Origin of the sequence: Zestomonas insulae (assembly GCF_016901015.1) — a bacterium.
Lineage (GTDB): Bacteria > Pseudomonadota > Gammaproteobacteria > Pseudomonadales > Pseudomonadaceae > Aquipseudomonas > Aquipseudomonas insulae.
The window spans coordinates 1-21,454 of sequence record NZ_JAFEUP010000003.1; the positions used below are offsets into that span (position 1 = coordinate 1).

19 protein-coding genes are annotated in these 21,454 nt (G+C 55.7%); 7 read left to right on the forward strand and 12 right to left on the reverse strand.

All coding sequences use genetic code 11. The features are described from left to right. Positions 1 to 105: IS3 family transposase (locus JQX08_RS22405; RefSeq protein ID WP_325067624.1), on the forward strand; the 105-nt coding region annotated here is incomplete at its 5' end. 108 nt (positions 106 to 213) lie between these two features. Here the strand turns inward: JQX08_RS22405 and JQX08_RS09880 are convergent. The 7 genes from JQX08_RS09880 to JQX08_RS09910 all read right to left on the reverse strand — a co-directional run bounded on the left by JQX08_RS09880 (position 214) and on the right by JQX08_RS09910 (position 7,655). Then, positions 214 to 1,404, reverse strand: a complete 1,191-nt coding sequence (locus JQX08_RS09880) for an FAD-dependent oxidoreductase (RefSeq protein WP_205348215.1) — start codon at positions 1,402 to 1,404, stop codon at positions 214 to 216. Positions 1,405 to 1,676: 272 nt separating this feature from the next. Continuing rightward, a complete protein-coding gene (locus JQX08_RS09885; RefSeq protein ID WP_205348216.1) occupies positions 1,677 to 2,435 on the reverse strand; it encodes a GntR family transcriptional regulator in 759 nt (252 codons plus the stop codon). A gap of 207 nt (positions 2,436 to 2,642) precedes the next feature. Further along, on the reverse strand, positions 2,643 to 3,149 hold the full coding sequence (locus JQX08_RS09890; protein WP_205348217.1) for a MaoC family dehydratase: 507 nt from the start codon (positions 3,147 to 3,149) through the stop codon (positions 2,643 to 2,645). Between the two features lie 36 nt (positions 3,150 to 3,185). Continuing rightward, positions 3,186 to 4,292, reverse strand: a complete 1,107-nt coding sequence (locus JQX08_RS09895) for a CaiB/BaiF CoA transferase family protein (protein WP_205348218.1) — start codon at positions 4,290 to 4,292, stop codon at positions 3,186 to 3,188. Beyond that, on the reverse strand, positions 4,289 to 5,473 hold the full coding sequence (locus tag JQX08_RS09900; protein WP_205348219.1) for a CaiB/BaiF CoA transferase family protein: 1,185 nt from the start codon (positions 5,471 to 5,473) through the stop codon (positions 4,289 to 4,291). Before JQX08_RS09900 ends, JQX08_RS09895 begins: the two co-directional genes overlap by 4 nt. After that, a complete protein-coding gene (locus tag JQX08_RS09905; protein ID WP_205348220.1) occupies positions 5,470 to 6,645 on the reverse strand; it encodes an acyl-CoA dehydrogenase family protein in 1,176 nt (391 codons plus the stop codon). The genes JQX08_RS09900 and JQX08_RS09905 overlap by 4 nt, the downstream gene beginning before the upstream one ends. A gap of 182 nt (positions 6,646 to 6,827) precedes the next feature. Beyond that, on the reverse strand, positions 6,828 to 7,655 hold the full coding sequence (locus tag JQX08_RS09910) for an SDR family NAD(P)-dependent oxidoreductase (RefSeq protein ID WP_205348221.1): 828 nt from the start codon (positions 7,653 to 7,655) through the stop codon (positions 6,828 to 6,830). Between the two features lie 330 nt (positions 7,656 to 7,985). On the opposite strand from JQX08_RS09910, the gene JQX08_RS09915 reads away from it, so the two are divergent. The 5 genes from JQX08_RS09915 to JQX08_RS09935 all read left to right on the forward strand — a co-directional run bounded on the left by JQX08_RS09915 (position 7,986) and on the right by JQX08_RS09935 (position 15,714). Next, positions 7,986 to 9,632 (forward strand): DUF1302 domain-containing protein, encoded by a 1,647-nt coding sequence (locus JQX08_RS09915; RefSeq protein WP_205348222.1) that lies wholly within the window; start codon positions 7,986 to 7,988, stop codon positions 9,630 to 9,632. Positions 9,633 to 9,649: 17 nt separating this feature from the next. Beyond that, positions 9,650 to 11,002 (forward strand): DUF1329 domain-containing protein, encoded by a 1,353-nt coding sequence (locus tag JQX08_RS09920; RefSeq protein ID WP_205348223.1) that lies wholly within the window; start codon positions 9,650 to 9,652, stop codon positions 11,000 to 11,002. Positions 11,003 to 11,103: 101 nt separating this feature from the next. Then, positions 11,104 to 12,207, forward strand: coding sequence for a YCF48-related protein (locus JQX08_RS09925; protein ID WP_205348224.1), 1,104 nt, complete (start codon positions 11,104 to 11,106; stop codon positions 12,205 to 12,207). After that, positions 12,204 to 14,627: an efflux RND transporter permease subunit gene (locus JQX08_RS09930; protein WP_205348225.1), complete on the forward strand. Its 2,424-nt coding sequence runs from the start codon at positions 12,204 to 12,206 to the stop codon at positions 14,625 to 14,627. The genes JQX08_RS09925 and JQX08_RS09930 overlap by 4 nt, the downstream gene beginning before the upstream one ends. A gap of 220 nt (positions 14,628 to 14,847) precedes the next feature. Then, positions 14,848 to 15,714: a CmcJ/NvfI family oxidoreductase gene (locus JQX08_RS09935; protein ID WP_205348226.1), complete on the forward strand. Its 867-nt coding sequence runs from the start codon at positions 14,848 to 14,850 to the stop codon at positions 15,712 to 15,714. A gap of 369 nt (positions 15,715 to 16,083) precedes the next feature. Here the strand turns inward: JQX08_RS09935 and folD are convergent, their stop codons facing one another. The 5 genes from folD to JQX08_RS09960 are packed head-to-tail and all read right to left on the reverse strand — an operon-like array spanning position 16,084 to position 20,403. Then, entirely contained in the window at positions 16,084 to 16,968 is an 885-nt protein-coding gene (folD, locus tag JQX08_RS09940; RefSeq protein ID WP_205348227.1) for a bifunctional methylenetetrahydrofolate dehydrogenase/methenyltetrahydrofolate cyclohydrolase FolD, read from the reverse strand. Next, positions 16,965 to 18,302 (reverse strand): aminomethyltransferase family protein, encoded by a 1,338-nt coding sequence (locus JQX08_RS09945; protein WP_205348228.1) that lies wholly within the window; start codon positions 18,300 to 18,302, stop codon positions 16,965 to 16,967. The genes folD and JQX08_RS09945 overlap by 4 nt, the downstream gene beginning before the upstream one ends. Before the next feature lie 43 nt (positions 18,303 to 18,345). Beyond that, a complete protein-coding gene (purU, locus tag JQX08_RS09950) occupies positions 18,346 to 19,191 on the reverse strand; it encodes a formyltetrahydrofolate deformylase (protein WP_346727588.1) in 846 nt (281 codons plus the stop codon). 20 nt (positions 19,192 to 19,211) lie between these two features. Then, positions 19,212 to 19,532 (reverse strand): Dabb family protein, encoded by a 321-nt coding sequence (locus JQX08_RS09955; protein WP_205348229.1) that lies wholly within the window; start codon positions 19,530 to 19,532, stop codon positions 19,212 to 19,214. A gap of 7 nt (positions 19,533 to 19,539) precedes the next feature. Further along, positions 19,540 to 20,403: an intradiol ring-cleavage dioxygenase gene (locus JQX08_RS09960; protein WP_205348230.1), complete on the reverse strand. Its 864-nt coding sequence runs from the start codon at positions 20,401 to 20,403 to the stop codon at positions 19,540 to 19,542. Positions 20,404 to 20,506: 103 nt separating this feature from the next. On the opposite strand from JQX08_RS09960, the gene JQX08_RS09965 reads away from it, so the two are divergent. Continuing rightward, the gene (locus JQX08_RS09965) at positions 20,507 to 21,430 is read left to right on the forward strand and encodes a LysR family transcriptional regulator (RefSeq protein WP_205348231.1); all 924 of its coding nucleotides are present in this window, start codon (positions 20,507 to 20,509) and stop codon (positions 21,428 to 21,430) included. Positions 21,431 to 21,454: the final 24 nt, after the last annotated feature.

A 21,454-nucleotide genomic window follows, 5' to 3' on the forward strand; every position in this document is an offset into this window, starting at 1 on the left:
TACATCGAGATGTTTTATAACCCCAAACGCCGGCACAGCAGCGCTATGCAGCTATCGCCAGTGGAGTTTGAAAAGCGCTATTTCCAAAGCTTGGAGAGTGTCTAGGAAAGCCGGGGCGATTCAGTTTGAACCTACAGTTCCACGTTGGTGGTAGATGCGCGGGCTAGCCACCTCTTGGCGTTGCTAGCGCAAGAGGTGGGGCGGTGGTGCCGCTTAGCCGGAGATCAGCGAGGGCGTTTCTACGCTCTTCGCGGTGCCAAACATGGCCACCTGCAACTCTGGGTGGGCTTGCAGATGACGGAGGCCGGCCAGCTTGTGCTCCAGCTCCTCCTTGTCGGAGCAGTGGTATACCAGCTTCTTGAATTCCGACGCTGCCGGTGATGCGTGCTCAAGAAAGGCCTTGAGACGGGATTCCGAGTAACGGTCCAAAATCTCAGGGTCAACGCGTCCTTCAATTACCGCGGTTAAGGCCTCGTGCAGCACGAAGATGTCGAACAGCCCGGAGGTTAGCCCCAAGCCGCCGGTCGGGTTGGTGATATGCGCTGCATCCCCCGCGAGGAGTACGCGTCCGACACGCATACTCTCAGCTGCTCGTTGGTGCATTCGATAGGGGGAGTACTGGATAACTTCATACTCGGTCCCCTCAGGAAGGATCTTTGCGAAATAGCCCGGAATGCGCTCAGGAACTTGATCCTCCGGCAGCTCTAGGCTTTCGCAGTAAGTGACGCGCCAGAGGTTGTCATTGTCGATTCGAGCGACGATCGCTCCTACCTCAGGGTCGAGCATCATGGTCGCATTCGAGAAGCCCAGCTTGGCGAAGTCACCACGGACATTGGTTGCCACGAAGCGTTCGGGCCAGGTGATGCCATCGAAGCTAAGGTTCAGCGACCTACGAATGATGCTGTTGGCACCGTCGGCACCGATCACCCAAGCCGCGCTAATGTCCTCCTGGCTGTCTCCCTGCTGGCAGTGGAGCGTTACCTCGTGCTCGCTCTGAGTTAGCCCAGTCACGTCGACACCCCAGCGAATGCTGAAGTTAGGCAGTTTTTGCAGATGGCTCAGGGCGATTTCAGCCAGCTTGTTTTGGCCAAGATGCAGGTTATAGGGCGTTTTGCTGAGGGTTTTCAGCGCTTCGCGTGTATCCAGATGAATACGCTCTCCCGTTTTGAACACATAGAACTGCAGTTCAGGACTGAGGAAACCTTCGGCTTTGGCATCCTCGAGAACTCCTAGCTTTTCCAGCCCATCGAGAACAGCCCAGTGGTACACCATTGCCCTAGGCGAATGCTGGATGGCATCGGCGCGCTCCACAACGCAGACTTCGATACCGGTCTTCGCGAGCCCCAGTGCGCAAAGCAGTCCGGTAGGGCCCGCTCCGACGATCACGACATTTTTCTTGTTCATTTTTTGCCACTCTACTGATGGGTGGAGTAGAGGCTGTCCATGTGGGTCAGCCCCTGATCAAGCAGCGGTCCGGACCTAAAGGGAGTGGGCAGGGATCTCTTGCTCCAACTCAGTGCGGTGATCCGGGCATCGCGTTCCCGGATTTTCGGCAGCAGAGTGAGCGCTGTCAATATTTGTTCGTACAAATTATTGATAGACCATTAGGCGGGCAAATCCAAGGCGCGCCTAGAAAGCGTATCGTCAGCACGTTATTAAATGTTGTACGTACTTTTCTATGATTTGCTTCGGCGAAGCGTGAAGGAGAGGCGGAACATGTCGGGCTTGTGAAGAGTGAACGCGATAATGGCGAGTTTCCCAGAGGTCAGCCGGTACCTACGTTGAACCTCCAGCACGGTGATGCCGGATTCAATTTGCAGTGTGGGGGCTACATTTATGGGTGCGTGGCCGGATTGAACGATCTGTTCAACCTCTTCGACACGTTCGCCATACAGATCCTCCACAAGCTCATAGATGGGGCTGCGATTGCGTTCGAGAAGCCGCGAGACTCCAGCGTAGTCGGCGTGTATGAATACTTCTGTCCAGCAAATTGGAGCAGCATCCCCTTCCATAAAGCGGAAGCCGGCAACATGAAGCCAGCGCTGACCTTCTGGGCAGCTCAGTCGCTCGGCCTGATCTTCATTGCACTCAATCATGCCAAGGGTTTCGATTTCGAAACGCATGCCAGCGGCGTAGTTGATCAGGTCGCTAATAGCGTTGATCTCATGCACATAGGTCTGCGCGGAGCCGGGCCGCACCACCGTGGTTCCCGCTCCTTGACGAGATGAAACCAGGCCATCATCTCGGAGTTGGCGCAAGGCTGCTCTGACGGTATGACGGCTAACCGCAAAGCGTTCGCTCAGCTCGGTTTCGGTCGGCAGTTGGGTTCCGACTGGATAGGTGCCTGCGAGGATCTCGCCCTTGAGCTTCTGCACCAGCTGCTTGTACAGCGGACCACTGGATGGCTGGATGGTGGCTTCAGCGGATGAGCTCATGGTTCTCGTGCCCCAATTGAGAAGAAGGTATCGACGGAAATTGTACGCACATCCAGTGTCAGTTCCGAATAAATTCTTCTAAGAATTTTCGCTTCGTCACGAACGTTGGTTATGGTCACGATTGATACTGACTTCAGGGCGCCGAGACATTCTGTCCGGACAAGGTTCGATGCTGGGAGGCCTTTGGCCTCCCAGAGGATGTCTTAATCAATCGTCGATCGCGTGACCGCGCTTGGGGACTAGAACCGTACGTTCGAATGTCATGAAGATGGTGCCATCAGCTTTTTTGCCGGTAGTCCGAACCGTCACAATCCCCTGCGTTGGGCGGCTGCCCGACTCGCGCTTCTCTAACACCTCGGATTCGGCATAAAGCGTGTCGCCGACATACACAGGAGCGGTCAGTTTGATCTTGTCCCAACCCAGATTGCCGATAGCCTTCTGGCTGATATCGCTGACGCTCATTCCCACGACGATCGAGAGGGTAAGGCAGCTGTTAACCAGGGCCTGCTTAAACTCAGACTTCTCCGCAAAGGCATTATCGAAATGCAGCGGGTGAGTGTTCATCGTGAGTAGGGTGAACCAGATGTTGTCGGTCTCGGTGACCGTGCGGCCTGGCCGGTGCTCATAGCAATCCCCGACCACGAAATCTTCGAAGTAACGCCCGTAGCTTTCGCGGTATCGGTTAGGGGCTACTTCTTGTGCGATGCCTACCATTTTTTCTTCCTTTTATTTTGAGGGCCGCCGGGCCAGTTACTTAACAAGCCGCTCGTTGTCTGCTCCCAGGAGTGGTGCTTCTGGATGCGGCTGGGCTGGCTCGTTACGGAAACGTATAGGGTTGCCGATGTGTCGCAATCCGGAGCTGTCGCGCCAGACCATCTGGCGCGACACGATGTTGGGGTCATCCAGTGCTTCCGGCAGGCTCTTAACCACTCCGTAGCAGATGTTCAGCTGCTGCAGAAGCTCATCCCAGTACGCCAGATCGAGCCTCTTGAAGTGCGCAGCCAGTACATCCACCACGGGCTGCTGATGAGGCCCAGGGCCGCGCTCGCAGAGCGGTATCAGATCCTGGCGCCCTAGGGCTTCCAGTAGTGCACGGACGAACTTCGGCTCTTGCCCGGCAAGTGCAATAAATCGCCCGTCGCGTGTTTCGTAGGTGCGATAGAACGCGCTGCCCCCGGTCGTTCGCTCGTGCTTGGCCACAGGCTGGCGACTCTCAGCCATTGCCGGCCCAAGGATGTTCAAGCAGCCTGCCAGCACGGCGTCGTGCATACCGATATCTAAGTAATCGCCCAACCCGGTGGCTTGCCTCCGATAGAGCGCCATCAAGACTCCGGCCAATCCTTGAAGCCCTGCCAGCAGATCGGCAACTGGCACCCCAGGCAGGGCTGGTCGGTCGTCCTCGCCAAGCGTCATGCTGAGCAAGCCGGCTTGAGCTTCAACACCTAAGTCATGCGCTGGTCGGTCGCGATAAGGTCCGTCCTGGCCATAGGCGCTAATTGAGCAATAAATAATTGCCGGATTACGCTCCTTAACCTGGTCGTAACCCACGCCAAGGCGATCCATCACTCCAGGCCTGAAGGACTCGATAAATACGTCTGCTGTCTCGCAGAGCTTCAGGAGTGCCTCGCGTCCCTCCGGAGTCTTCAGGTCGAGGGCGATGCTGCGTTTGCCGCGATTCAGATTGCGGAAGAAAACGGTATGTCCTAACTCTGAAGGGCCAATATGGCGGCCGGGATCGCCGCCATCTGGGTTTTCTACTTTGATGACTTGCGCGCCATGATCGGCCATCGCCAAAGTCAAATAGGGACCAGGGAGAAATGTCGATAGATCGAGGACAGTGATCCCTCCCAGTTTCATTTTGCTGTCCCCGTTTCCACTAGAGATGAGGTCGCTAAGACTGACTCGTTGTCGGCGCCAAGTGCCGAACAGATTTTTTGCTCTAGGCGTTGGCCGTCGATCTTGATGGGATTGGCGAGTACCTTGAGGCCTTTGGGGGCATGCGGATGCTGAACTTCGTTGACCATTGAGTTGGTAGCCAGCAGCGGGTTTTCCATCGCCTCGCTCAAGGTGAGCACTGGGGCCACTGGCAAATGCCCTGTGAGCTTGTCCAGCCAATGGCTAGTGGCGGCTTGGCTAAAGGTTTCGTCCAGGATCTGGGTAAGTTCGTGCTGATGCTGTTTGCGCAGTTTCGCGTTCGTAAAGCGGTGGTCGGATTTGAGATCGCCGAGTTTCAGGATGCGGATGAGTGCGAGCCAAAACTTCTCTGTCATGCACATGATGAAGATCCATCCATCCGCGGTGCGGAAGGTTTGAACCGGCGCTACTGATAGATGCGCGCTACGAGCTTGACGGGCCACCTGGTGTTGCTCGTTGAGATACCAGATTGCCGAATAGCCCAGTTGATGCAGCGCGACGTCGAATAGGGATGTATCGACGTCGCAGCCTTGACCTGTTTCGCGGGCGCGGTGGAGTGCGGCGAGAAGCCCGACGGAGGCGGTAATGCCAGTCATATGGTCCACCAGCGACGGAGCGCCAAAGCGCGACGGCGGGCCTTCAGGCTCACCGGTCAGGTCCATTAGCCCGGCTTCCGCTTGCATCAGATAGTCATAGCCTGGCCACGATGCCCGATCGTTGTCTCGACCATAGGCAGAAATATGCAGGCAAACCAGCGCTGGGTGGTCGGCGGAGAGGCTCTTGTAATCGAGTCCCAGCTTGGCAGGCAGATCACCTCTCAGGTTGTTCACTAGCGCGTCGGCGCCGGCTAGAAGGTCATTCAGCTGTGCCTTCCCTGCATCGGATTTGAGATCCAGAGTGATGCTGCGTTTGTTCATGTTCCAAGTCTGGAAGTACTGACTATCGCAATCACCCAGCAAATGCGGACCGGTGTGTCTGGCGGGGTCGCCGCCAATCGCTGCGTTCTCGATCTTGATCACTTCCGCTCCCAGGTCGGCAAGGAACATGGTGCCGTATGGGCCAGCACCAAATTGCTCCACCGAGAGGATGCGCAAGCCTTGGAGCGGCTTAGCTGCGGGTGTCATGCCTCTGCGCTCCGTTTCATCAACTGCTTGGCAATAATGATCCGCTGCATCTCATTGGTGCCTTCACCAATGCAGGTGAGCGGGGCATCGCGGTAAAGGCGCTCGATGTCGTATTCCTTCGAGTAGCCATAGGCCCCATGGATACGCATCGACTCGATCGAGTTTTCGAGCGCGGCTTCGGAGGAGAAATACTTGGCCATGCCCGCTTCCATGTCGCAGCGATCGCCGCGATCGAAAGTCGCTGCTGCGTCCAGCGTCAGCAGGCGCGCCGCACGTGCGCGAGTGGCCATCTCGCCAAGTTTGAGCTGGATAGCCTGATGCTCGGCAATGGGCTTGCCGAATGTTTTGCGGCCCGATGCATAGTCCGCGGCCAAACGAAGTGCGCCTTCAGCGATGCCTACACCGCGCGCTGCCACGTTAATGCGCCCGAGCTCAAGGCCGCCAGTTGCTTGATAGAAGCCTTGACCTTCCACGCCGCCGATGAGGTTCTTGGCGGGTACTCGGTAGTTGTCGAAAACGAGTTCGCTGGTTTCGATGGCCTTGTAGCCCAACTTTTCCAGCTTGCGACCTGCAGTGAAACCATTGCCCTTGGGGGCGATGAACAGGCTCATTCCCTTGTGGCGTGGTTCAGCTTGTGGGTTGGTTTTGACTAGCAGCGCGAAGCAGCTGCCTTCAATACCGTTAGTAATCCAGGTCTTGGCGCCATTGATGACGTACTCGTCACCTTCGCGGCGCGCTGTCATGCGAATGCCCTGAAGGTCGGTCCCGGCGTCAGGCTCGGTGAGCGCCAGTCCACCACGGACCTCGCCAGTGGCAAGGCGCGGCAGCCACTCGTTCTTCTGCTCCTCTGTACCGAATTTTTCAATTGCCAAGGCAAGCATGAGGTGCGAGTTGAAGATTCCGGTCAGGGCCATCCATTCGGACGAGATGCGCATGACGATTTGCGCGTAGACGGACGCCGGGAGTCCCAGGCCGCCGTACTGCTGACTGATGGTGGCGCCGAACAAACCGAGCTCTTTCATTTGCTCGACCAATTCATGTGGGTAGCGATCGGCGTGGTCAAAGTCCTTAACTTGGGGCCGAACCTCCCTAACCACCCAGCGATCGATGGCGTCCAAAAGTTGCTTTTCTTCGCTTAGGGTCAATGTCTGGTGGCGGGGGGAGCTGTGCATGTTGAGGCCCTTGTTGTTCAAATGTACGTACAAATTATTTTTGACTCATTCTCTTGTCAAGCACGATTTTGGCCTAAACGTCTCAATCCACGCGCACATTTTATGCTTGGCCATGATTAGCCAATAAAAGGTTCGTACATATTTTCTAGAATGCGGCCCGGTGGAGCCGCATTGGGAGGGGGTCAGTCGGTCAGCGTTTTCGAGGCAATGTTTGCCGCGATAATTTGGGCGAAGCGGGCGTCAATCGGGGCAAATAGCTCTGGGTGGGTGAAGCAGTAGAGTGCCTTGCGCCGAATGGCCGCGATCACAAGCTCTCCTACGTCCTCTGGCTCTAGCCAGCGCATCTCTGCCATGGCTGGCATATCGGTAAGGTCGACGTCTAGGAGCTTGGCATCTTGAAGGGCGCTGGGGCGGTTGCGAGAGCTGTTCTGGATGTTCGTGTGCACCGGGCCGGGAACGAGAACTGAGCAGCCGACCTTGCTACCAGTCATTTGGAGTTCCTGGGCGAGTGTCTCGGTCAGAGCGACAACGCCATACTTGGTGACCGAGTAGCCACCCAATGTCGGCATGGTCGCCAGGCCACCGATAGACGCGGTGTTGACTATGTGACCACCGTCCGCGTTTCCTTGTAGAAGCGGCAGAAAACTGTGGACGCCGTGGATGACGCCCCAAAGGTTGACGTTGATTAGCCAGCGCCAGTCGTCGAGAGTCATATCGCTGATGCTCGCCATCGGGCCGACGCCGGCGTTGTTGAAGACGATGTCCACTCGCCCGAATTCTTTGATAGTGGCGTCTGCAAGCGCTTGAACGCTTGCGCTATCGCTCACGTCAGTGCGGACGGGGTGAGCCCCAATTTCCCGTGCTGTCTTCTGCAAGCTGGACTCTTCGATGTCTGCGATTACTACGTGCGCGCCATGGGCAACTAGGCGTTGGGCAATTCCTTTTCCAATACCAGAGGCGCCGCCAGTTACCACGGCTACCTTGCCGTGCAGTTCGCCAAGCTCACTCATTGTTGTTCTCCGTCTACGGGTGGTGTGATGGAAATTGTTTGCACAATTATCCCTGGGGCAAGACGGTGTCAAGGGCGTCACAGATAGTCAAAAAATAAACTAATAAAAACAATTAGATAGAATAGAAAAATAGTCAGAACTGAAAATTGAGCGTTTGTTTGGTTGGTTTTTCGTTTGTTTTTGTACGTACAAGTGTTGACCTTCCGTTCGACTGCGAGCTAGATTGGCTTCACCGAGCATGCGACGAGAGTGGCCTGCTCTGGACCTGGCCTCCACCCCCCCCTGAGGTCTTCGTCGTTTCGCCAATAAAAACAAGATGCGAGGGTCACGATGATTAATCATGAGCGCAAAGGGGCACTCCGTCCCGCAGCTCCGTTCCTGTTTGAGCGCCGGCAAGCCGCTGCTGGGCAGTTGGCTGTTTGTATTGCCCTTGCTTTGGGTGCTCCAGCTGTCCAAGCCATGCCGCTGGCCGATACGGACACCTACTCTGTGCGGTTCGACAACACCATCAAGTACAGCCTTGGGGTGCGCACAGAAAGTCCATCAGACACCTTCTTAGACAATCCCAATGGCAACGACGGTGATGCCCGTTTTGACAAGGGCAGCCTAATCACCAATCGTCTGGACCTCCTCTCGGAGCTCGACTTCTCTCTGAAAGATGCGTACCAGAGTGGATTCCGCATTAGCGCTGCCGCTTGGTACGACGATGTTTACGCGGGCGGGGCGAAGAACGTAGGCGAGAACTACAACCCTGATAGCGTTGACTCCAACGAGTATGTTGACCGTGCTGAGCGACTGCATGGGCAAGACGCTGAGATCCTGGATGCCTTCTTCCATAGTGGCGTGGATGTCGGGGGGCACGACCTCAACTTCCGGCTTGGTCGCCATACCCTGCTCTGGGGGCAGAGCCTGTTTCGTGCGGGTAACGGCATTGCCTATGGGCAGGCGCCAATCGATGTAATCAAGGCTGCCTCCGTTCCCGGGACCCAGGCTAAAGAGTTGTTCCTTCCTGTAAATCAGCTATCCAGTTCTTTTGCCCTAAACGAGCAGTGGAACGTCGAGGCTTACTATCAGTTTGAGTCTCGTGAGTCGCGTATCCCTGTTCCGGGAACTTACTGGTCGCCGATTGATTTTGCTTACCGTGGAGGCGAGCGGCTGCTGCTTGGTCCTAGCCCGTTCGGTCCTGCTTATCTGCGCTACTCCGGTTCCGATGAAGCGGACTCCACCGGGGAAAACTGGGGTGTGGCACTCAAGTACTACGACCTGGAATCCGGTTGGGACGTCGGCTTTTACTACGTGAAGTTCGCTGACCGGCTTCCCCAGGTAGTAACCAACATTGACCCCACCGCTAGCCCCATCATTGGCCCAAGTGGGATGCAAGTCGGGGAGTACCGACTCGTTACGCCGACTGACATTGACATTGTTGGCATGAGTTTCTCGACCACGGTGTTGGACGCGAACGTGGGTGCAGAGATTTCTGTTCGCAATAACATGCCGCTGGTGTCAGCGGGCTTCTTTAGCCCGGATAGCAAAAGTGAATTCGCTACCGGCGACACTGCTCATGCTCAGGTTTCTATGATCTGGGTGGCTCCGCGCACCAGCTTGTGGGATAGCGCCACAGTACTTGCCGAGGCGGGAATCCATCATCTGTACCACAAGGATGATCCATTCAACGTCTATTCCGGCAATGACAAGACCGCCTATGGCGCTACGGCGGTATTCGAGCCGAGTTGGCTGGGTGTACGTCCCAGCCTCGACCTGAGCATGCCGATTACCCTGGCGCACAACTTCAACGATAACTCCCCGATCGATCCGACTTGGATCGGAAATGGCGGCAGTGTGTCGGTGGGGATGAGCTTTAACTACCAGCGCATGTGGCGAGGTGGTGTGTCGTACACGATGTTCACCGGAGCTGATTCCAAGAACGTGTTCGCTGATCGCGATAATCTCATGTTCACCGTTTCCCGGTCGTTCTAACTGGTTGGAGTTAAGAGATGAACAACAACAAATCCACTTTGCTCTCCTTGATTGCCGTTGGTGTGCTGTCATGCTCGGCCGCGCATGCGGCGGTAACGTCTGCCGAGGCGGAAAAGCTAAAAACCGAACTGACCCCGATGGGCGGCGAGCGGGCGGGTAACGCCGATGGCAGCATTCCAGCGTGGACTGGGGGGCAGAAAGACCCTCTGCCGGCTGGCAAGCTGAACCGTCCGCCGCTGTTCAATGCCGATGAGAAGGCGCTGCTGAAAATCGATTCAAGCAACGTCGAGAAGTACAAAGACAAGCTGTCAGATGGTGAGCAGGCCCTGCTGAAAAACATTCCGGGTTACACCATTAATGTGTACCCGACGCACCGCACGGCGTTGGCGCCAGAGCACACCTACGAGCGTGTGTTTAAGAACGCTACCACTACCAAGATGGATGATCGGGAGCTGATCAGTGATTGGAATGGCAGTATTCCCTTCCCGATTCCCAAGTCCGGCTCCGAAGCGATGGCCAACACCCAGTTCGCCTTCCGCGGTATCGATGTGCAGACCGTATCCTCCGTCTATGTGGTAAGCGGCAGCGCGCCAGTGCTAGCAACGTCTACAGTCGCCCAAGAATCAATGCCGGGTGACTACCCGCCAGGCCGCGAGGATCCCTTCAAGGGCCAGACGCGTTACGCAGTGCTTGTGGAAACCAAGGCTCCGGCGTATCAGGCAGGCGAGAAAATTCTGGGTCTCATTGATAAGCAATTGAACGCGGTCGCTCAAGCGTGGACCTACCTGCCAGGGCAGCGCCGCTTGCGGCGGACCCCGAACGTTCAGTACGACGTTCCCTCGCCATTCACCTCTGGGGTGACCAACTACGACGAGCAGAATGGCTTTCAAGGGTCGATTGATCGTTATGACTGGAAGGTTGTCGGCAAGAAGGAGCTTTACGTTCCCTATAACAACAACAACTTCCTCAATGCCTCTGGCCTTGATCAAGTCTTGAAACCCAATTCAGCGAACTCTGACCTTATGCGTTGGGAGCTGCATCGCACCTGGGTCATCGAGGGAACGCTGAAGGCGGGGCAGCGCCATGTGGTACCGAAGCGCCGGGTATACGTTGATGAGGACAGCTGGCAAATCCTGCTGGCCGATCACTGGGACGCGAAGGGCTCCTTCTGGAAGGCAACGCAGATCCTGACTTACGTCAACCCGACTGTTCCCGGAATGATCGTCGCGACCAACTTCGTCTACAACATCCAATCGAAATCCTATGCAGCCTTCAACGTGCTGTCTGGTGAGAAGGACGGTTACACCTACCGGGAGATACCTGCAGCGACCTTTTCGCCTCGCAGCCTAGAGGCCTCAGGGGTTCGTTAGTAGTCTGAGTTTTCGGCTTCCTTTTTGCCCCATCCTGGTAGTTGCGAGCGGGTCACAGTCAGAGGCTGCCGACTCGCTCGTCGTTTTAAGAGGTATTCCAAATGAACTGGCACCATGCGTCTGCCGCATTTCTGGTGACATTGCTTTGCGCGGCTGGTGGAGCGACGGAAAGCAAGGCTGCGAACCAGCCTTCGCCAACAATTTCCCTCACTACGCAGGCCCTGCCTCCGGCCCATCCCAATAAGGTCATGCTGATGTCGGTCGCCGCGGCCGGCGATCGCCTAGTGAGCGTCGGCGAAAACGGCACCATTGCTCTGTCGGATGATGAGGGTAGGACTTGGCGAAACGCCGTGCGCGTGCCAGTGAGCGTGGCGCTGACCAATGTTGCCTTTGCCTCGCCAACGATAGGCTGGGCAATTGGTCATCAAGGCGTTGTGTTGCGCTCAGATGATGGCGGGCAGTCTTGGACGGAGCAGGCCAATGGTATTTCCCTCGCGCAAGCTGCAGTGGATTACTGGACTCGCGAGGTTGCAGCTGGGAACCAAGCCGCAGAAATTGGTCTGGAGAATGCTCGATACCTTCTCGAGGATGGGCCAGAGAAACCACTTCTCGCACTTTCGGTTACCGATGAGCAGCACCTTACGGTTGTCGGTGCATTTGGGATTGCATTCAAGTCTACCGACGGGGGCAAAAGTTGGCTGCCATATAGCTCGCTAGAGAACGAGGGCCGACTGCATCTCTATGGCATCACCGAAATTGCAGGCAAGACTCTCATAGCCGGGGAGCAAGGCCTTCTGCTGAGTGAGGGGCAAGTTGTTCCCTCTCCGTACGAAGGGAGCTTCTTCGGCGTTGTGTCCGATTCGGAGACAAGTGTTGTCGCCTACGGGCTTCGGGGGAATCTGGCTGTCAGCGCTGACGGTGGTGCGCACTGGCAAGCGTTTCGAGCTGGCGAAGCGGGTTTTACCTGCGGCATTCGTCTTGCCGACGGATCGCTATTGCTGGGCAATCAGGCAGGGCAGGTATTCGTCCGACGACGCATAGGTTCTCCATTCGAGAAGCTTAATTGGCAAGCGCATGTGCCTCTGACCGGGGTAGTGCAAATGCCGAGCGGCGACCTGGTATTCAGCAGCCTTGCCGGCATTGTCAGGCTTCCTGCGAGCGAGCTGTCCTCGCCGTCTGAGCAGAATATGGGAATGAACCAATGACCTCTTACCGAGACATCCCTTTGAACGACGGGACCGCAGGGGAAGCTTCGTGGCTGGAGCGCCTGATCTTCAACAATCGTCTTTTGATCTTGATGATCTGTCTGGCGTTGACTATCGGGACTGCGCTGCAGCTGCCGGACCTGCGCTTCAACGCCAATTTTCAGCGGATGATTCCATCGGCACATCCGTACATTGAGAACTACCTGAAACATCGCGCGGATGTCGCCGGGCAAAGCAACCTGGTTGCCATCGCAGTCACGAGCAAACACGGCAACATTCTTGATGATCAGTATCTGCAGACGCTGAAGCAAATTAGCGACGAGGTTTACCTGATCAACGGTGTTGATCGGCCATGGATGGTTTCGCTTTGGACCCCCACCATGCGCTGGCTCGGAATTACCGAGGCGGGTATCGATGGCGGCCCGGTTATCGACGCGACCTACGACGGTTCGCCCGAGGCTTTGAACCAACTGCGTTTGAATATTGAGCGCTCGGGCGAGGTTGGGCGAATTGTCGCGCCGGACTTCCAGTCCAGCATTTTGCTGGTCCCGCTGATGGATTTCGACAATGAGACCGGAGAGCCGCTGGACTATGGACGGTTCTCTGAACAACTAGAGCAGGTTCGCGCAAAGTACCAAGGCGATTTGGTCGACATCCACATAGTCGGCTTTGCCAAGGTAGTGGGGGATTTGATCGATGGCGTGGTGAAGGTCCTGAGCTTTTTCTTGATCTCCATCTGCATCGTTGCCGCACTGGTCTATTGGTATTCGCGTTGCGTCATCAGCACTGCAAACGTTCTAGTCTGCTCCCTGGTTGGTGTGCTTTGGCTGATGGGGTGCTTACCTCTCTTGGGCTTGGAGTTGGACCCCTATACGGTGTTGGTGCCGTTCCTGGTTTTCGCCATCGGCGTGTCTCATGGCGCGCAGAAAATGAACGGGATCCTGCAAGACATAGGTAGGGGATGCTCACCCTTAGTCGCAGCACGACAAACCTTTCGCCGATTATTCCTGGCTGGCTTCGTGGCTTTGGTCGCCGATGCTGTAGGTTTTGCTGTGCTGCTCATCATCGACATCGGTGTCATTCAGCAACTGGCGCTTATTGCCAGTCTTGGAGTGGCATTCCTAATTCTCACCAACCTCGTTCTGCTGCCGATTTTGTTGAGCTATGTGGGGGTGGGCCGCAAAGCGGCGGAACGCGCTCTGCAGATTGAGGAGCAGGATCTCAGAAGTGAGCATCCGCACCCGCTTTGGAGCTTTTTTGACCTCTTCACCAAGCGTCGCTGGGCCATCGTCGCGCTGGTGGTGGGTTCCGGGCTTGGTGTCGTTGGGTTGCTGGGCAGTCACCATCTTCAAGTGGGCGACCTCGACCCGGGTGCGCCGGAGCTGCGTAAGGACTCGCGTTACAACCAAGACAATGCCTACATCACCTCTCATTACAGCAACAGTAGTGATGTGTTCATGGTGATGGTCGAGTCACCTGTTGGGCAGTGCATGAACTATCAGCTGTTGGAAAAAGTGAGCATGCTCGAATGGCAGTTGAGACAGCTGCCAACGGTGGTAGCAACGAGTTCCTTTGCCTCGATGATCTCACTCGTCACCAGTCAATTCACTGAAGGTAATCCTCGTTGGATCGCTCTAGTACCAAACCAAGCCATGCTCAACAGTCAGGTCAAGTACGCGCCTCGTAGCTTGGTCAACCAACCCTGCAGCTTGTCTTTGCTGAAGGTTTATCTAACCGACCACAAAGCGGCGACCCTGCGGCAGGTTAGCGAAATGGTTGAGCAGTTTGCGGCGGCTAACGACAGCGAACTGGGTGGCTTCAAGCTTGCGGCCGGCAATGCCGGCATCGAGACAGCGACCAATCAAGTCGTTCAAGCTGCGCGGGTTTCCATGTTGCTGCTGGTCTATGGCGCGGTGGTAGTGATCTGTTTGATTGCCTTTCGCTCCTGGCGTGCCGTTATCTGTGCTGTCGTACCCCTGATGTTGACCTCGCTGCTGGCAGAGGCCTTGATGACCGCTCTGGGGATCGGTTTTAAGGTTGCGACGCTGCCGGTCATCGCTCTCGGTGTCGGAATTGGTGTCGACTACGCGCTCTACCTGCTCAGTGTGCTGCTGGCTGAATTGCGCAAAGGGGCAAACTTGTCTCGTGCGTACTATCTGTCGCTGTTGTCAGTAGGGCGTGTAGTGCTTCTGTCCGGCATGACGCTTTCGGTTGGAGTGGCAACATGGAGTTTCTCGCCAATCAAATTCCAGGCTGATATGGGAATTCTGCTGTCCTTTATGTTCCTTTGGAACATGTTGGGGGCGTTGATTCTTCTGCCTGCCCTCGCTTGCTTCTTGTTCGGACGTGGTTCGCTTAAAGGCGGCCCTGAATCAAGCGAATTTCTGCGGGATGAGAAAAGCCTCCCGGTTGGCGCTTGAGTTGACCAAGCGTAGTAACTGAAATGCCTGCCAGCTGAGTTCATTTGAAAGTAAATGAAGTTCTGCTGGTGGGAGTTCGAGCATCTTTTCGTTTAATTTACGTGAAATCTAATCCCGCGGTGATCGTGTTTAAGCTTTCTCGGCGTCTAAATTCATAGGCAATTATCGCCTCGGCATGAGCGGAATTTCGGCGACTATTCAAAAAAGGCAGGGGGTTTCGATGGGCGGCCAAGCTTCTGATTTTGAATACTCCACTGAAGCGGATGTGCCTTACGTAAATACGAGCCGTGATCGAATAGTAATTTCATTCGAGGATCGGGATCTAAGTGATTTTGTTGTCGAGCAGCACCGCGTACGTATTCGTAACGCTCGTGAAGTGGATGAAGCCCTGTCCGTTGATAGGCAGGGATTTCAGTTGGTAACTTTTCCGAGTAAGGTCGTACGTGAACGTTTGGACGAGTTAATTGCGGAAAATTGTGCGCCGAGTGATGTGATGGGTCCAGTCAACATTGCATATTTGGCTGAGCTGGAAGAGCTTATGTTGGAACTGAGCGGAGCTCGCGAAGTCTTCGCTCAGTATGGCACAATCACAGTTCGCTTCAGCAAGAGGGCAGCTCACCGAAGCTGGATGACTACCGCCCAGTTCGCACATCTCGACTTTGCTAAGTCGGACATTGATCGGTTGTTACGCGAAACCCTAGAGTTGACTGGTCGCCAAGTTGCTCCATATCGACGTTATGTAATGATGCAGGCGTGGCGAGTAATTACACCTCCGCCTCAGGATGTACCTCTGGCAATCTGCGATGGTCGGAGCGTCTGTAATGACGATATGATTCAAATGGATTTCATCGGCCCGAAGGGAAGTCGCAACGAACTGGTCCATTCTCGAGGGTGCCGTTACAGCCCTGATCATGAATGGTACTACTTTCCTAACATGACGCCTGATGAAGTGCTGATATTTAAGGGCTTCGACTCAGATTGTCCTGATGCCATGAATGCGATGCACACCGCTTTTGACGACTCATCTGCTGTCGGGGTAATTCCACGGGGCAGCGTAGAGTGTCGCTTCATCGCTCTGTATGACTGAATTTAAGCACTTCGCACAGCATGTTTAGGCTATCTAGGTGGTGAGATGTCGTAGTGCATCTAGCTACCTGGTAACTTAACAGGATCTGCAAGATAAATTTTGTTTATGACAATGTAGAAAAGCCCGAGTCAATAGGTTCGGGCTTTTTATTGGCTGTGCCTAACGAATTTATTTGCGCCAGTTTGAGCTCCCCATTGAGGTGGACCACTGGGGGGGCGCAACATCTTCGCAGCACGTCATGATGGACCTCGCTTCTGGCATGTTTTGATTTGCCAGAAGGATCGGCGCTCACATAGCTAGTGCGATGGTGCGGGGACGTAGTGGAGAGACTCTACCCATGGCCCATATAGGGCCACGGGTAGAGTTGGGTTAAAGCGCGTTAGAAAGAGTAATTCCGCGTGATCCGCAAGCGGCAATTAGTGTGTTGCGCAGAAGGCAGGCGATCGTCATTGGTCCGACGCCACCGGGCACCGGCGTAATGGCGCCAGCGATCTCAACGACCTCATTGAATGCAACGTCCCCGACGAGGTATGGCTCACCGTTCTCGACAACTCGATTGATACCCACGTCGATGACGCAGGCTCCGGGCTTGATCCAGTCGCCCCGTACTAGGCGAGGCTTCCCAACTGCCGCGATTACGATATCGGCTCCGCGCACTACATTGGCAAGGTTTCGAGTTCTGGAGTGAGTGAGCGTTACGGTGCAATGCTCAGAGAGCAGCAATTGGGCCATAGGTTTGCCGACGATGTTGGACCGACCAACGATCACCGCATGCAATCCCTCAAGACTGGGCAAGGTGTTGCGCAAAAGCAGCAAAACTCCATAGGGAGTGCAGGGAATCAGCGTCTCCTGTCCTGCTGACAGCTGGCCGACGTTGATTGGGTGAAAGCCGTCAACGTCCTTGCTTGGCGCAATTGCGTGTATCACCTTGCTTTCATTGATGTGCGCCGGCAGGGGGAGCTGCACCAGGATGCCGTGCACCGCCGGATCTCCGTTGAGCTGCTCAATTAGGGCGAGCAGTTCGGCCTCACTAGTTTCTGTCGGCAGGCGGTGTTCCAAGCTCGCTAGCCCAGCTTCGGCTGCCTGGCGAACTTTATTGCGTACGTAGACGTCGCTGGCAGGGTCGGACCCTACCAGAACGATTGCCAGACCCGGTTGCAGCCCATATTCCTGAAGCAATCGAGTTGCTTGGTGTCTGACATCTGCGCGCAGCTTGGCGGCGTGCGCTTTGCCGTCAATTAGGCTGGCCGTCATTGGGCACTCGCAGGTTGCAGAGAGTTAACGTCGGCTCGACGATTGTCAGTTTTGTACGGAGCCGGAGCTACTTTCGCGCGAATGCGTTTCTCGCTGCCTTGGGCCCCTCCATAGATCACCGTAACCTCGGTACCAGGTTCCGCTAAATCTATGTCGATCACACACAAAGAAAGCATTTCGCGGAAGTAGTAGCTGTAGCAGCGCGAGGATGTGGCACCGACAAGTTGGCCTCGATACTCTACGCGGTCGGCCTCCATGCAGCCCAGAAGCTCCCGCGGAAGCTCCATATAGTCATGCGGCGTTCCTTGGCGGAACAGCGAGGCGTAAACGTCGATGACGTCCTCACTGTTCCAGACGAGCGTGACGATCTTGCGTTTCGGAGCAGCCAGCTCTGCCTCGAGCGCATTGCGACCGATGAAGTCATGATCAAACTTGATGCTTTTACCCCAACCCAATTCGACCGGGCTTCGCTGCAACACGCTCAAGTTTTCGACGGGATAGGTACCGGAATGGCGCAGCAGGTTGAACATGGCCGGAACACCCTGCTTCATGAAGTCGAGGAAGCCTTGCTCTGCTTCGCCGAAGATCGCAGGAATGTAGTCGACAGTGGGTGTAGGGAAGCAAGCTTCTACATGGTTGACCATCTTAGTGCGCCCGCCCAGACGGCGAATGCCGAACTCTTTTCCAGCCTCCAAAATTGCTTGGTAAATGCCCTCCGCGTCCTCAATTTTGCCGTGCAGTTCATAACCTATTTCACCGGCCATGCCTTGGCGTAGGGCAAGAAATTCACTGCTACCAATTCGGGTGGGGCGAAAGCGCATGAAACCAATGTCGCGAAGGCTTTCGCCCGTGACCTTTTCCATCACGAAAATGGCGTTGGGGCCTTGGACTTGGAGAATGAATCGATCGGGAGTGATGTTCTCCATGCTGGCGTCGTAGTTGCCCAGCTGGAACTTGTAGAGCGCCCAGAGAATGCCCGGGCCGCTGGTATACAGGAAGTCGTCTTCGGCCAGCTTCATCAGGATACCGTCCCCAATCACCTTGCCGTCTTCGCTACAAAAAACGGCGTGCTTGGCCTGGCCGATGTCGAACTTGGCGAAGCTGTTGATGCTGAGGTCGGAAAAGAATTTGAGAGCGTCCGGTCCCTTAACGCGCAGCTTGCCCAGTGGGGACCAGTCACCGATGTAGCAGGTCTTCTTCCAAGACATGCTCTCGTCAATCCAGTCCGTAAACTCCGAGGCTTCAAACGCAGTCCCGAAGCGGGTGTAGGTGTAAGTGTCCTGGTCGACTGGTACCGCAGGTGTCAACGGAAGGCTGTGATTATTGTTCTGCATGGTCGTGACTCCTGGTGGAGAGGAAGTGGATAAGCTGAGTAAATTATTGGAACACTACTGTCTTGTAGCCATTGAGCAGAATGCGGTGTTCGGCGTGCCATTTTACCGCGCGAGCCAATACCACGTTCTCGGTGTCGCGACCGATCGCGGTCAGTGTGGCTGGGTCCATGGCGTGATCAACGCGCTCGACGCCCTGCTCAATGATCGGCCCTTCGTCCAAGTCCGCGGTGACGTAGTGAGCCGTGGCACCGATCAGTTTTACGCCTCGATCGAAGGCCTGCTGGTAGGGGCGAGCACCCTTAAAGCTGGGTAGGAACGAGTGATGGATGTTGATCACTTGGCCCGACAGGCGTTGGCATAGACCGTTCGAAAGCACCTGCATGTAGCGTGCTAATACCAACAGTTCGGCGCCTTCAGCCTGGAAGATGTCCAGAAGTTTTTGCTCGGCCTCCGGTTTGTTGGCCGAGGTCACCGGTATGTAGTGAAAGGGGAGGTCGTAGCTGGCGGCTAGCTGATAAAAGTCCCGGTGATTGGACACGATGGCGCGGATGTCGATTGGCAGTAGCCCGGAGCGATGACGGAACAATAGATCGTTCAGGCAATGTCCGATTTGAGAGACCATGATCACCGTAGGCATAGGCCGATCAGCGATGGAGAATTTTGCTTGCATCGCGAAGTCATTTGAGACGCTGGCGAAACGCTCTTCAACATCGCGGGGCCGCGTGTCAGATGGACATTCGAACTTCACTCGCATGAAGAACAGGCCAGTCGAAGCGTCGTTCAGTTGAGACGCTTCGACAATGTTGGCCTCTTCAGCGAACAGGAAGCCGCTGACGGCATGCACAATGCCAGGCCGATCAGGGCAGGAAAGGGTAAGAATCAGTTTCACTGTTTGATTCCTTCGTTGCGTCAGTGAGAGGGAGCCGGCTCGGAAACCGCGTAGTCCACCTGGTAACGATGAGTGCGCAGATCTCCTAGTTCGTCGCGAACCCTTAAATGCTCCCGATCGGTGGCATAAGCGGCCAAGGCCTGGGCGTCGCAGAACTCGGAAACCATCACTACGTCACAGGCGTAGTCGGCACCGCTCTGATCACTCCCCACCTCTAGAGACAGCAACCCAGGAATTCGACCGATGAGGTCTTCGAAGGCAGATTTGACTCGCAGGCGAGCAGCTTGCTTTTCCTCAGGCGTATCGCCCCGGAGTTTCCACATCACGATATGTCTGATCACGCTAGCCTCATTGGGTACGGTGGAGTACGAAGTCGTAGTCGAGCGAATAGAAGGGAGTGCTGCACTCGGTGCCGTCTGGGGCAATGCCGGGCGGGTGTTGGATCCAGTTGGCTACTAGTGTTTGACGCACCCCGAACACGGCATCTGAATCCAGGTATTGGTCGTCACTGCGGAATACTTGGGTGATGAGTCGTTCGAAGCCTGGAGCCTCGATCAGAAAGTGCAGGTGCGCCGGCCGCCAAGGATGTCGACCCGTAGCCTCGAGCATCTTGCCTACTGGGCCGTCGTGAGGAATCGGGTACGCGGTCGCTAGCACTGAACGGAAATGAAAATGCCCATTAGTCAGTGTCTGCAGGCGTGCGCGGGCCTGTGGCCCAGGAATGTCCGTGTACTGCACGTCATAGAACCCGTCCTCATCCGATTGCCAAATGTCCATGGTCGCGCCCGCAACTGGGTGTCCGTCTATGTCGCGAACCTGGCCTTTGACCCAGCATGGAAATCCCTTGGCTCCCTGGCTGATGTCGGCGCCGTTGTCATATAGCGGTGCATCTTCGATGTAGAAGGGACCTAGGACAGTGGTTTCGGTGCACGCTCGGGGTTTGCGATTGTTGAGCGCTGTTACCAGCATCGAAAGTCCCAGCGTGTCGGACAGCAGGATGAACTCTTGGCGCTTGTCGTCGGTGATGTGGCCGGCTTCAGTTAGGAACTGTATGGCTGAAAACCATTCCTCCTCGGTAAGCCTTACATCACGAGCGAAGGCATGAAGGTGCTGGACGAGGCTGGTCACCACCAGTCGCAGACGCTCATTTGTGCATGAGGAAAATGACTCGACAACGGCCTGTGTGATGGTTTCTTCGTCTATGTGGCGCATGATCGAGCCTCTAGGAAATATGTACGTACAATATCTCCTCGAAAACTCTAAGCAAGGCTATAGTCGCTAAATCACTTTTCCGCCTAGTGGAAGAATCGGCGCTATGGATCGATTGAGACAGATTGAGTTGTTTACGCTGATCGCGGAGTTAGGAAGCGTTTCCCAGGCTGCCGCGCGGCTTGGCATGTCGAACGCGGCTGCTACTCGTCATCTAACCGCGCTAGAAGAAAGCCTTGGCGCCCGTCTGATTGAGCGGACCACCAGAAGGCTGTGGGTTACTGAGGCTGGGGCAAATTTTCTGAGTGGAGCCCAGACAATGCTTCAGGCATATCACGAAGCCGAAGCCGCGGTGAATGAGGTTTCCGCCACGCCTAGCGGGCTGCTCAGGGTTACTGCTTCGTTGTCTTTCGCCGTGCAGCATCTCGCCCCAATGATGCCGTTGTTTCGGCAGCGCTACCCAAAGCTACGGGTGGAGGTTGTGGTTGCCAATCGCTACCCCGATTTCATTGAGGCTGGAATCGATGTGGCAATCCGTACCCGGGAGCACGAACCTTCCTCCGGAATTGCCATGCGTCCTTTAGCGGAAACGAGGCGGATCTTTTGTGCTTCACCTGGATACCTGGCGTCGCGTGGGAGGCCTGAGACTCCCGAAGATCTCTGGCAGCACGATATGATGGTTTACACCTTGGCCAACAATCCTTATGAACTACATCTGGAGCGGGGCGAAGAAAGCCGATCTGTCCGGCTGAACAGCATCTTCGACAGCGACGATGGGCAAGTGCTGCGCACGGCAGCGCTCGCCGGGCTCGGGATCCTGATTCTGCCGATGTATATCGTGTTCGATGATGTGGTCGCAGGTCGTTTAGTCCCGGTCCTTGATGACTGGGAGCTGCCTTCGCTGACCATCAACATCGCCTATCAGAGTCGCCTCCACCTGCCGATGAAGGTTCGGGTCTTCATCGACTTCTTGGTCGAGCGTTTCGAGCAGCTCGACTTCAAGCGCAAGTGGTTGTCGGGCCGCAACTAACGTGGTTGCAACGCACTTGCCCTT